The organism is Kitasatospora sp. NPDC034035 (assembly GCF_055575755.1).
The window spans coordinates 16834-28149 of the sequence record NZ_JBVISA010000004.1 but is presented as its reverse complement, the minus strand read 5'-3'; the positions used below and the strand labels follow the sequence as shown (position 1 = coordinate 28149).

At 74.9% G+C, this 11316-nt stretch carries 12 protein-coding genes; 9 read left to right on the top strand and 3 right to left on the bottom strand.

What is annotated here, in order from left to right; genetic code table 11:
* Positions 1–147: 147 nt before the first annotated feature.
* On the bottom strand, positions 148–1029 hold the full coding sequence (locus tag ACZ52J_RS06930) for a DUF3027 domain-containing protein (protein ID WP_465616885.1): 882 nt from the start codon (positions 1027–1029) through the stop codon (positions 148–150).
* Between the two features lie 653 nt (positions 1030–1682).
* Here ACZ52J_RS06930 and ACZ52J_RS06925 point away from each other — a divergent pair.
* The 4 genes from ACZ52J_RS06925 to ACZ52J_RS06910 all read left to right on the top strand — a co-directional run bounded on the left by ACZ52J_RS06925 (position 1683) and on the right by ACZ52J_RS06910 (position 5291).
* Positions 1683–3035: an MFS transporter gene (locus tag ACZ52J_RS06925; protein WP_465616883.1), complete on the top strand. Its 1353-nt coding sequence runs from the start codon at positions 1683–1685 to the stop codon at positions 3033–3035.
* A gap of 73 nt (positions 3036–3108) precedes the next feature.
* A complete protein-coding gene (locus tag ACZ52J_RS06920) occupies positions 3109–3639 on the top strand; it encodes a hypothetical protein (protein ID WP_360494699.1) in 531 nt (176 codons plus the stop codon).
* 10 nt (positions 3640–3649) lie between these two features.
* Positions 3650–4444 (top strand): futalosine hydrolase, encoded by a 795-nt coding sequence (locus ACZ52J_RS06915; RefSeq protein WP_465616428.1) that lies wholly within the window; start codon positions 3650–3652, stop codon positions 4442–4444.
* The gene (locus ACZ52J_RS06910; protein ID WP_465616426.1) at positions 4437–5291 is read left to right on the top strand and encodes a 1,4-dihydroxy-6-naphthoate synthase; all 855 of its coding nucleotides are present in this window, start codon (positions 4437–4439) and stop codon (positions 5289–5291) included. Before ACZ52J_RS06915 ends, ACZ52J_RS06910 begins: the two co-directional genes overlap by 8 nt.
* 17 nt (positions 5292–5308) lie before the next feature.
* Here ACZ52J_RS06910 and ACZ52J_RS06905 read toward each other — a convergent pair whose 3' ends face one another.
* Positions 5309–5692, bottom strand: coding sequence for a cold-shock protein (locus ACZ52J_RS06905; RefSeq protein ID WP_360494708.1), 384 nt, complete (start codon positions 5690–5692; stop codon positions 5309–5311).
* A gap of 474 nt (positions 5693–6166) precedes the next feature.
* On the opposite strand from ACZ52J_RS06905, the gene ACZ52J_RS06900 reads away from it, so the two are divergent.
* The gene (locus ACZ52J_RS06900; RefSeq protein WP_360494711.1) at positions 6167–6397 is read left to right on the top strand and encodes a hypothetical protein; all 231 of its coding nucleotides are present in this window, start codon (positions 6167–6169) and stop codon (positions 6395–6397) included.
* 60 nt (positions 6398–6457) lie between these two features.
* Here ACZ52J_RS06900 and ACZ52J_RS06895 read toward each other — a convergent pair whose 3' ends face one another.
* Positions 6458–7084 (bottom strand): HAD family hydrolase, encoded by a 627-nt coding sequence (locus ACZ52J_RS06895; RefSeq protein WP_465616423.1) that lies wholly within the window; start codon positions 7082–7084, stop codon positions 6458–6460.
* Positions 7085–7183: 99 nt separating this feature from the next.
* Between ACZ52J_RS06895 and ACZ52J_RS06890 the strand changes: the two genes are divergently transcribed.
* The 4 genes from ACZ52J_RS06890 (at position 7184) to ACZ52J_RS06875 (ending at position 11236) form a co-directional block, all read left to right on the top strand.
* Positions 7184–8266, top strand: coding sequence for a FecCD family ABC transporter permease (locus ACZ52J_RS06890; RefSeq protein ID WP_465616421.1), 1083 nt, complete (start codon positions 7184–7186; stop codon positions 8264–8266).
* Entirely contained in the window at positions 8263–9330 is a 1068-nt protein-coding gene (locus ACZ52J_RS06885) for a FecCD family ABC transporter permease (protein ID WP_465616419.1), read from the top strand. Before ACZ52J_RS06890 ends, ACZ52J_RS06885 begins: the two co-directional genes overlap by 4 nt.
* Complete coding sequence (locus tag ACZ52J_RS06880) at positions 9330–10166, top strand: ABC transporter ATP-binding protein (RefSeq protein WP_465616417.1); 837 nt, start codon at positions 9330–9332, stop codon at positions 10164–10166. Before ACZ52J_RS06885 ends, ACZ52J_RS06880 begins: the two co-directional genes overlap by 1 nt.
* A gap of 83 nt (positions 10167–10249) precedes the next feature.
* Positions 10250–11236, top strand: a complete 987-nt coding sequence (locus ACZ52J_RS06875; RefSeq protein ID WP_465616415.1) for an ABC transporter substrate-binding protein — start codon at positions 10250–10252, stop codon at positions 11234–11236.
* The last annotated feature ends 80 nt before the right edge of the window (positions 11237–11316 follow it).

Here is an 11316-nt window from a genome sequence, read left to right as displayed (position 1 = left end):
TAGGGCATTCTTCCCTGCCCCACTGACTGCTCCCGACCACGGGCCCGGCCGGGGCCTGCGGCACCCGCCCCGAATCGGCGCGGCCCGTTCGGGAAACACCACGGCCCGCCCCGGATCGTCGCCGGGGCGGGCCGTGGAGCACAGACCTCAGGAGTGGCCGAGCTCCTCGGCGGGGGCGTCGGGCTCGACGGAGCCGGAGGCGCGGTCGGGGTGGAGCTGCAGGGGCTCGACCACCAGCTCGTCCAGGATCAGCTCGGACGGCGCCGGCGGGGCCGGGATGACGGCCGCCTCGGAGTGCCCGCCGCAGCCGTACGCGAAGGAGACGACCTGGCCGTCGGCCGGCCCGAACTCGTTGCCGCACACACCGAAGGCCTGCCCGAGCGAGCCGCCGATCGGGATCAGGAAGCCGCAGCTCCCGCACGAGGCCGGGGCGGCCTGCGCCATCGGGGTCTGCGAGCCATGGGTCTTCTCCCAGCGCTCGGCGGCCAGGTGCAGGCCGAGCCGGGAGAGCACCCGGCTGCGGCCCAGGCCGAGCTCCTCGGCGATGGCGTTGATCCGGGCGCGGGCCGGGGCCGGCTGGACGTGCGGGTCGGTGACGACCAGGTCCTCGTCGTCCACGAGGGCGGCGGCGGAGTTCGGCGCGGGCTCGTCCTCGCCGGTCCAGCCGGGCTCCAGGCGCAGGTCGTCGGCACCGGTCGGCAGCAGGTCGCCGGGGCCCATGTCACCGGGGCGCAGCCGCTCGCTCCACGGCACCCACTGGGGGGCGAGGACGGCGTCCTGGCCGGGCAGCAGCACGACCTCGTCCAGGGTGATGTTCTTGGCGCGCGGGGCGCGGGCGACCGTGACCGCCCAGTGCCAGCCGCGGTACGCGGCGTCCCGGCACTCGAAGGTGTGGGTGACGACGCGCTCGGCGTCCGCCTGGACGTCAAGGTGCGGCCCGACGGCCGCCGCTCCGACGGCCTCCTCGGCTGCCTGGCGGGCGATTTCGACGGCCTCGGCACAGAGCCGGTCGGGGGTACGGCTTCGCATCGCAGCACTCACGGCGTCGATTCTCTCCCAGTTCTTCTGTCGCCAACGGCGTGTTGCCCATTCCGTCGCGGCTTGGTAGTCCCTCATCCATTCTGCGCGACCGGAGGCCCCCTCGGGTACCGACCGCGCCGCTCGACCGGCCTGCCGGCGCCCCGGCGTCCCGGCGGGCGGACTTTGGGCAGGCTACCCGCCGGTCGGCACCCCGGCACAGTCCGGGGCGGACGCGTGCGTTCCACGGGCACGGAACGGCCGCGCCGAGCGGAGCGCAATCCCGCGTCGGCGCGCCGGATCTGGGGCAGGATGGGCTTGTGGCGGACGACAACTCGTCGCAGCACGCAGTGCGCGCCTCGCAGGCCGGCAGCCCCGACCAGGCGGACGCCGTGCCGCGACGGCAGCCTCCGGTCCCCGGCTCGGGCGAACCGCAGCCGGCGGGCGGAACCGAGGCGCCCGCCGCCCCCGTGAGCCTGGTCAAGCCGGTCGGGGACCACGCACCGCCCGACGCCGTCGGCACACCCGACGCGCCTGCCACACCTGACGCACCCGGCAACGCGCCTGACGACGGCGTCCCCGAGCCGGACGGCGCCCGCGCCCGCCACCTCGCCGCCCTCGACGAGGTCCCGGAGGAGGAGGTCCCCGAGTCCCGCCGCCCCTTCCTGATCCGCACCGCCTCCGCCGTCGGCGCCCGCACCGGCAAGGTGGTGCACGGCACCGGCCGCCGGATCCGCCGGGCCACCTCCGCCGAGGGCGCGGGCGAGTCCGGCCTCGCCAAGCTGATCGAGCTGCACGCGCTCAATTCGTTCGGCGACATGCTGATCACCATCGCCCTGGCCTCCACCATCTTCTTCTCGGTGCCCACCGGCGAGGCCCGCGGCCGGGTGGCGCTCTACCTGCTGATCACGATGGCCCCGTTCGCCCTCCTGGCCCCGGTGATCGGCCCGCTGCTGGACCGTCTGCCACACGGCCGCCGGGCGGCCATGGCGATGGCGATGCTGGCCCGGGCGGTGCTGGCCTGGACGATGGCCGGGGTGATCTCCGGCGGCGGCCTCGCGCTCTACCCGGAGGCGCTCGGCGTGCTGGTGGCGTCCAAGGCCTACGGGGTGGTGCGCAGCGTCGTGGTGCCCCGGCTGCTGCCGAGCCGGCTGTCCCTGGTGAAGGCGAACTCCCGGGTCACCCTGGCCGGGCTGCTGGCCACCGGTGTGGCGGCCGGGGTGGGCGGGCTGCTGCACCTGATCGGCCCGGGCTGGCCACTGCGCGGTGCCTTCCTGGTGTTCGTGATCGGCACCCTGATGGCCTTCCACCTGCCGCACGCCGTGGACTCGGCCAAGGGCGAGCAGCGCGCCGTGCTGCACGCCGAGGTGCACGGCGAGGGCTCGCACCTGATCCACCACAGGCCGCCGCCGGTCAAGGCCTCGCTGCGCACCGTCGGCCCGTCGGTGATCCTGGCGCTGCGGGCGATGTCGGCGATGAAGTGGCTGGTCGGCTTCCTGGTGATGTTCCTGGCCTTCCTGCTGCGGGAGGAGCCGATCGGCGGCCTGCAGCCGACGCTGGCGCTGGGCCTGGTGGCCCTGGCGGCGGGGACCGGCAACGCGCTCGGCTCGGTGTTCGGCTCCTGGCTGCGCACCCGCGGCCCGGAGGCGACGGTCACCGCGATGCTGCTGCTGGCGACCGGTGTGACGGCGGCGGCCGCGCTCTGGTACGGCGTGGTGACGGTGATTCTGGTCGCCGGCATCGCCGGGATGGCGGCCTCGCTGGGCAAGCTGGCGCTGGACGCGCTGATCCAGCGGGACGTCCCGGAGGCGGTGCGGACCTCGGCCTTCGCCCGTTCGGAGACCCTGATGCAGCTGTCCTGGGTGGCCGGCGGCGCGGTCGGCATCCTGATGCCGCTGAACGGGGAGCTGGGCCTGTCGGTCGCCGCCGCGGTGGTCGGCCTGGCGCTGCTGTGGACGCTGCGCTCGCTCTTCCGGGTGGGCCTGCGCCGGCACCCCGCGGCGCCCCGGGTGGCCTGACCGGGCGGTGCGGCAACACGCGGTGGCCGACCCCCGCGTAGCGTGATCGGCCAGGCCCGGTAGATTCTGACGCATGAGCCTCAATTCCCGTGCCATCGCCGCCCTCGGCGCCGTCGTCGTGGTCGGCGCCGCCACGGTGGGCACCTCCGTCGCCGTCGCCTCCAACCAGACCGAGCACATCTCGCACCGTGCCACCCTCACGGTCGGCAACTCCTCGATCGTCGCGGACCCGCTGTGCTGGAACGGCGGCAGCGCGATCACCGAGGACCTCCAGCAGGACTGCCAGGACAAGGCCACCAAGGCCCTGAAGGACGGCACCCTGCCCACCTCGGACGTGGTGGCGAGCGACCGGGTCGGCGTCGGTGTCTCCCCGAACGTGGCCAAGTCGGGCTGGTGGGCCTTCTCCAACGGCGGCTCGTCCAGCAGCGGCGGGCGCACCAGCCTGTCCGCGTACGCCAAGGGCCAGACCTGGACGGGTGCCCAGCCGGCGAACAAGGTGCTCAACGCCAGCGGCAAGACCCTGGTCACCGTGGTCGAGGGCGACCAGAACTCGGACAACCCGATCGCCGTCTGGTACTTCCAGCTGAAGACCCAGGACAGCTGACGGTCCCGCGATGACCGCGCAGGACGCCGGGAACGGCGAGCACGAGCAGTCGGGCCCCGCGCGGGCCCGGCTGCTCGTCGTCGTCGCGGTGGCCGCCGAGGCCGAGGCGGTGCTGCGCGGCCTGCCCTGCGGGGCCGCCGCCCTGCCGCTGCCCGGCGGCACCCTGCACCGGGCCGAGGGCGCGCCGGTGGACGTGCTGGCCGCCGGGGTCGGCCCGGCCGCCGCCGCGGCCGCCGCCTCCGCCGCGCTGGCCGCCCACCCGTACGCCCTGGCCGTTTCGGCCGGGATCGCGGGCGGCTTCGCGCCGCACGCCCCGGTCGGCGCCACGGTGGTGGCCGACGCCATCGTCGCCGCGGATCTCGGCGCCGAGACCCCCGAGGGCTTCGCCGACGTCACCGAGCTGGGCTTCGGCACCGTCCGGCACACCCCGCCCCCGGCCGTCGTCGCGCTCGTCGCGACCGCGCTGGCCGCCCCCGGCGCCGCCACCGGCCCGGGCCCGGTCATCGGCCCGGTGCTGACCGTCTCCACCGTCACCGGCAGCGCCGAGCGGGCCGCCGCGCTGGCCGCCCGCCACCCGGGCGCCGCCGCCGAGGCGATGGAGGGCTTCGGCGTGGCCGAGGCCGCCGCCCGGTACGGCGTACCGGCCCTCGAACTGCGCACCGTGTCCAATCCGGTGGGCCCGCGCGACCGGGCCGCGTGGCGGATCGGCGAGGCGCTGGCCGCCCTGGAGCGGGCCTTCGCCGCGCTGCCCGTCCACGAACTGGCCGCCGGCCACACAACGATCGAGGAGGCCGGCCGTGGCTGAACGGCTGAGCATCGCGTACTCGCCCTGCCCGAACGACACCTTCGTCTTCCACGCCTGGTCGCACGGCCTGGTGCCCGGGGCGGACGCCCCCGAGGTGACCTTCGCCGACATCGACATCACCAACGGCCTGGCCGAGCGCGGCGAGCTGGACGTCCTGAAGATCAGCTACGGCGCCCTGCCGTGGGTCCTGGACGAGTACACCCTGCTGCCCTGCGGCGGCGCGCTGGGGCGCGGCTGCGGCCCGCTGGTGCTCACCGTGCCGGGCGTGGAATCCCCCGCGGACCTCGCCGGGAAGACCGTCGCGGTGCCCTCCGAGCGCTCCACGGCGTACCTGCTGTTCCGGCTCTGGGCGGCGAAGGCGGTGCCGGGCGGCTTCGGCGAGATCGTCGTCCTGCCGTTCCACGAGATCATGCCCGCCGTCCGGGACGGCCGGGTGGACGCCGGCCTGGTGATCCACGAGGCCCGCTTCACCTACCGGCAGTACGGCCTGCACAGCCTGGCCGACATGGGCGAGGCCTGGGAGCAGGAGACCGGCCTGCCGATCCCGCTCGGCGCGATCGTCGCCAGGCGCTCGCTCGGCCCCGAGCGGCTGCGGGCGGTCGCCGAGGCGATCCGCGCCTCCGTCCGCCAGGCCTGGGCGGACCCGGAGGCGAGCCGCGCGTACGTGCTGGCGCACGCCCAGGAGATGGACCTGGACGTCGCGAAGCAGCACATCGGGCTGTACGTCACCGAGTTCACCGAGGACCTCGGCGAGGAGGGCTACGCGGCCGTCCGCGCACTGCTCACCCGGGCCGCCGCGGAGGGGCTGGTGCCCCCGCTCGACCCGGGTGCGCTCGCGTTCGGGTAGCGCTTCCCCGCACCGTCCTACACGTCGAACTGGTCGGCCACCGCGCGCAGCAGGCCGGCCAGCTTCTGGCCGGTGGGCTTGGCGGGGTAGCGGCCGCGCTGGAGGCCCGGCAGCACCGCGTCCAGGGTGGTGATCAGGTCCTGGACGATCGGGGCCATGTCGTCCGCGCTGCGGCGCTGGGAGACGGCCACCGAGGGCAGCGCGTCCAGCAGCTGCACGGCCATCGCCTGATCGCCGCGGTGCCCGGCGACCACGCCGAACTCGACCCGCTGACCCGGCTTCAGCACGGTGACACCGGCGGGCAGTGCCTTGGTGTGGACGAAGACGTCGCCGCCGTCGTCGCGCGACAGGAAGCCGAAGCCCTTCGTCTCGTTGAACCACTTGACCTGGCCGGTGGGCATCTCGAACAGTCCTCGAATGGGTGTGAGGGATCCCGGCCCTGGCCGGGGATCACTGGGTGGTGGGAAAGCCGCGGGCGACCTCGGCTCGGCGCCCGCAGGCGCTCATGGTCAGCTCGCTGTCAGGAGCAGACTAACGGTCCGTGACTGCCTCATCCGCGTTCCGCGAAGGATCCGCGTTCCGAGGCCCGCTCGGGGCGGTCGGGGCGCGGGGTTCTCGGGCCCACGGGCAACCCGGTACTGGCACGGCCGGGTCGCGTCTCGGCGCTGTCCATCGGCTCACACCCCCGGGTCTGAGGACACGGGGCGCACCTGCAGCGCCCCTCGGCACCCCCTGCATACCCCCGCCCAGCAGGGATCAAAACGTTGAGCTGCCGGGAAACTGCGCAACGTGACGGAGCCGCTCCGATGGGCGCCCCCGACGGCGGCTCTGCCAGACTGGGGTCGGTCCGGCCCCGCCCCGAGGAGTGAGCAGACGTGAGCAGCCAGAGCGCCGATCCCGGCGACGTGTACGTCAAGGCCGGGGCGATCGTCTTCGGTCTCGGCGCACTCGCCACCCTGGTCACCTTCGTCCCGCTGTTCCTGCACCTGACGCCGCTGCCGACGGCCGCGTACTGGCTGAGCATGCTGATGCCGGCGGGGTTCCTGGCCGCGCTGACCGGGCTGCTCCTGAACGCGCGCGCCCAGCGCCGCCGGGTCGGGCCCTGACCGGACCAGGTCCGGCCCGGGAAGCGCCCTGACCGGCCCTGGCCGGTTCCCAGGCGGGTCCTAGCCGGCCAGGTGGCGGGTGAGCCAGTCCGGGAACGCCGTGAGGTCCGCCAGCACCACGTCCGCGCCCGCCTCGCGCAGCTCGTCCGCGCCGTACGGGCCGGTGGGCACACAGACCGCGACGGCGCCCGCGTGCCGGGCGCCCCGGATGTCGCCGAGGTGGTCGCCGACGTAGATGCTCGCGCCGTGCTCGCGCAGCGCCTCGCCCTTGGTCTCCGCCCACAGGTCGCCGATCAGCACGTCCGCCGCCATGGCGGCGTGCTCCAGGTGGAGGCGGGCGTTCGGCTCGTACTTGCCGGTGATCACGGCGACCCGGCCGCCGTGGGCGCGGACCGCCTCGACGGCGGCGTGTGCGCCGGGCAGGGCCACGGTCGGGGCGAAGGCGTGGTCGCGGTAGAGCTCGCGGTAGCGCGTCACGGCCCGCTCCACCTCCTCCTCCGGGAACCAGTTGCGGATCTCGTCCAGCAGCGGCGGGCCGATCCGGGTGACCACCAGGTCGGCGTCGATCGGGGTTCCGGTCTCGGCGGAGAGCGCCAGATAGGTGGCGCGGATACCCGGTCGGGTGTCCAGCAGCGTCATGTCGAGGTCGAAGCCGACGGTGAGCGGGGCCTGTGAGGTCGCGGGCATGCCGCCAGGCTATCCAACGCGCAGCCCGCTCCACGAGGCGATTTGCCCCGGCTTCGCGGCGGAACTTAGGTTTACCTGAGTTGTCTGCGGAGAGGGCCCATGACCGACGACACCACCGCACCGCCCAGCCCACCCAGCCCACCCAGCCCGCCCGGCACGCCCGGCACGCCCGGCACGCCGTACCGCGCGCCTCGGCGCCGATTACCGTGGCTCGCCGCCGCACTGGCCGTGCTGGCCGCCGCGGTGCTGCTGAGCCTCGCGGTCGGCAGCCGCACCGTCCCGTTCGGCGAGACCCTCGACGCCCTGCTGCACGGCGGCAGCACCGCCGACGCCGTGGTGATCCGCGAGCTGCGGGTGCCGCGCACGGTGGTCGGCCTGGCCGTCGGCGCCGCGCTCGGCCTGGCCGGGGCCGTCATGCAGGGCCTGACCCGCAACCCGATCGCCGACCCCGGGATCCTCGGCGTCTCCCAGGGCGCGGCGGCCGGCGTGGTGGTCGCCATCTCCGGCTTCGGCATCTCCACCCTCACCGGGTACGTCTGGTTCGGCTTCGCGGGCGCGGTGATCGCCACCGTGCTGGTCTACGGCCTCGCCGGACGCGGCCGGGGCGGGGCGACGCCGATCAAGCTGGCGCTGGCCGGCTCGGCGATGTCCGCCTTCATCGCCTCGCTCATCGCCCTGGTGCTGACCACGGACGCGGCCACCATGGACCGGTTCCGCTTCTGGCACGTCGGCTCGCTCTCCGGACGGACCTCGGACGTGGCCTGGCAGTTGCTGCCGTTCCTGGCGGTCGGCACCGTCCTGGTCGTCGCGGTGGCGCGCGGACTGGACGCGCTGGCGCTCGGCGACGACACGGCGAAGGGGCTGGGCGCGAAGACCGGCCTGGCCCGGGCGGTCGGCGCCCTCGGCGCGACCGTCCTGACCGGTTCGGCGGTCGCGGCGGCCGGCCCGATCGCCTTCGTCGGCCTCGCCGTCCCGCACGCGGCCCGCGCCGTCGCCGGTGCCGACCACCGCTGGATCCTCGCCTTCTCCGCGGTCCTCGGCCCGGCCCTCCTGCTGCTCGCCGACACCCTCGGCCGGGTCCTGTTCCCGCCGTCCGAGGTCCCGGCGGGCGTGATGACGGCCCTGGTCGGCGTCCCGGTGCTGGTGGCCCTGGTCCGCCGCCGGAAGGTGGTCGCCGCGTGAACACCCTCTCCTCCGGCGGGAGCGGCCTTTCGCTGCGCGGCTACTCCGTGGTGCGGGCCGGGCGGGCTTCCCTCCTGCTGCACCGGCGCTCGGCGTTCGTCGCGACCGGGCTGCTGGTGGCCCTCGCCGGGACGGTGGTGGCCTCGCTGTGCCTCGGCGAGTCCACCGTGTCGCCGGCCGAGGTGGTGAAGGTGGTGCTCGGGCAGCCGAGCCCGGACGAACTGGTGGTCGGCGAGTTCCGGCTGCCCCGGGTGGTGGTCGGACTGCTGGTCGGCACGGCGCTCGGCGTGGCCGGGGCGCTGATCCAGACCGTCGCCCGCAATCCGCTGGCCAGCCCCGACGTGGTGGGCGTGACCTGGGGCGCGACCTCGACCGTGGTCGGCCTGATGGCGTACGGGGTGGTGGGCTCGACCGGCGAGGCGCCGTACGCGGCGGTGGCCGGCGGGCTGGTCGCCGGGCTGCTGGTGTACGCGCTGGCCTGGCGGCGCGGGCTGCACGCGCAGCGCTTCGTGCTGATCGGCATCGGGATCAGCGTCGCCCTGTCCTCGCTCACCTCCGTCTTCCTCACCAAGGGCGACGGCTTCCAGGCGCAGGCCGCGAAGGTCTGGATGACGGGCAGCCTGAACGGCTCCGGCTACGAGCAGGCCGGCCGGCTCGCCTGGGTGCTGCTCGCCGCCGTCCCGGTCGCGCTGTGGGCGGCCCGCGCCCAGCGGTCGATCTCCTTCGACGACGCGACCGCCGTGGGCCTGGGCCTGCGGCTGGACCGGATCCGGCTGGGCATGGCGCTGTTGGGCATCGTGCTGGCCTCCTGCGCGGCCGGGGCCGCCGGGCCGGTGGACTTCGTCGCGCTGATGGCACCGCAGATCGCGCTGCGACTGGCCCGCTCGGCGCAGGTCCCGCTGTTCTGCTCGGCGCTGACCGGCGCGCTGGTGGTCGTCCTCGCCGACCTGATCGCCCGGCGGCTGCTGGCGCCGACCGAGCTGCCGGTGGGCGTGGTGACCGGCATGGTCGGCGCGCCGTACCTGATGTGGCTGCTGATCCGATCCCGCCGTGGAGGTTCCTGATGTCCGCCCACCAGCCGTCCGCTCACCGTCTGGAGGCCCGGGGCCTCACCCTGGCCTACGAGGCGCGCACGGTCGTCGAGGGCCTGGACATCCGCGTCCCCGACGGGCGGGTGACGGTGATCGTCGGCCCGAACGCCTGCGGCAAGTCGACCCTGCTGCGGGCCCTCGGGCGGCTGCTGAAGCCGGTCCGGGGCGCGGTGCTGCTGGACGGCGAGGAACTGGCGCGGATCCCGACCAAGCGGATCGCCCAGCGGCTCGGCCTGCTGCCGCAGTCGCCGACCGCCCCGGAGGGCATCTCGGTGGCGGACCTGGTCTCGCGCGGCCGCCAGCCGCACCAGAGCTGGTGGCAGCAGTGGTCGCCGGAGGACGAGGCGGCGGTCTCGGAGGCGCTGGAGCGCACCTCCACCGCGGAACTCGCCGAGCGCAGCATGGACGAGCTGTCGGGCGGCCAGCGCCAGCGCGCCTGGATCGCGATGGCGCTCGCCCAGGGCACCGACATCCTGCTGCTGGACGAGCCGACCACCTACCTGGACATCGCGCACCAGGTGGAGGTACTGGACCTGGTCCGTCGGCTGAACGTCGAGCGCGGGCGGACGGTCGTCGCCGTGCTGCACGACCTCAACCAGGCCGCCCGGTACGCCGATCACCTGGTGGCGATGCGGGACGGCCGGGTGGTGGCGCAGGGCGCGCCCGGGGAGGTGGTGACGGCGGAGCTGGTGCGGGAGGTGTTCGGGCTGGACTCGGTGGTGGTGCCGGATCCGGTGACGGGCACACCGCTGGTCGTTCCGGGCGCTCCGTGGGCCTCAACCACGGCGACGGCGGCGGTGGACGCCTGACGGCACGCTTAACGGCACTTCAGGTGCCATTTCGGACATAATCGACGGCACCCCGACTCCGCCGCGCCCCCTGAGGACCGCCGATGCCCCGGATCGCCCGCCGCACCCTGCTCACCGGCCTCGGCGGGGCCGCGCTCGCGGCCTGCACGGGCGGCACCACCCGGCCCCCGGCCCCGGCCACCGCCGACAGCCTCGACGCGACCGCCTCGCCGACCGCCACCCAGCTGCCCCCGGTGACCGTGAACACCGCCACCGGGCCGGTCCTGGTGCCGGGCAAGCCGATGCGGGTGGTCGTCCTGGACACCGACGTGCTCGACTCCGCGCTGACCCTCGGCATCACCCCGATCGGCGCCGCGCTCCCCGCCCACGACACCCGGTACCCCGACTACTGGCCGACCCTCCGGACCGCCGGGATCCGGCTCGTCGGCCCCGCCGGATCACCCGACCTGCCGACCGTGCGGGCCCTGCGACCGGACCTGATCCTCTCCAACCAGACCCGCGACGGCGACCGGTACGACCAACTGCGCGAACTCGCCCCCACCGTGCTCACCCAGACCACCGGCGCCCCCTGGAAGGCCAACTTCCAGCTGCACGCCCAGGCACTGAGCCGGGAGGCCGCCGGCGCGGCCTTCGTCGGCGCGTACCAGAAGCACGCCGGCCAGGTCGCGCAGGCCCTGTCCGCGGCGAAACTGTCCGGGCGCAAGGTGAGCCTGGTGCGGTTCGTGGAGGGCGGCGGGATCCGGCTGTACGGCCGGCAGAGCTTCCCCGGCAGCGTGCTCGCCGATGCCCAGGTGGGACGGCCGGACCCGCAGAACGTCGACCAGTCGGACTTCGAGGTCCCCCCGGACCAGATCGGGAAGGCCGACGGCGACCTGCTGCTGTACGCGACGTACGGCGACCCGGAGCCGGCGGGCCTCAACGCGACGCTGGCGAGCCCGGGTTGGCAGGCGCTGGGGGCGGTCCGGGCGCACCGGGCGTTCCCGGTGGACGACCAGCTGTGGTTCCAGGGGATCGGCTACACCGGGGCCAACTACCTGCTGGACGAACTGCAGCGCTTCCTCGGGGCGTGAGCGCACGGGCGGGCCGAGGCAGCGGCCCGCTCGGGCACGATCGATCACGATTCGGTTCTGGAGTTAGGCGCTTGACCTGC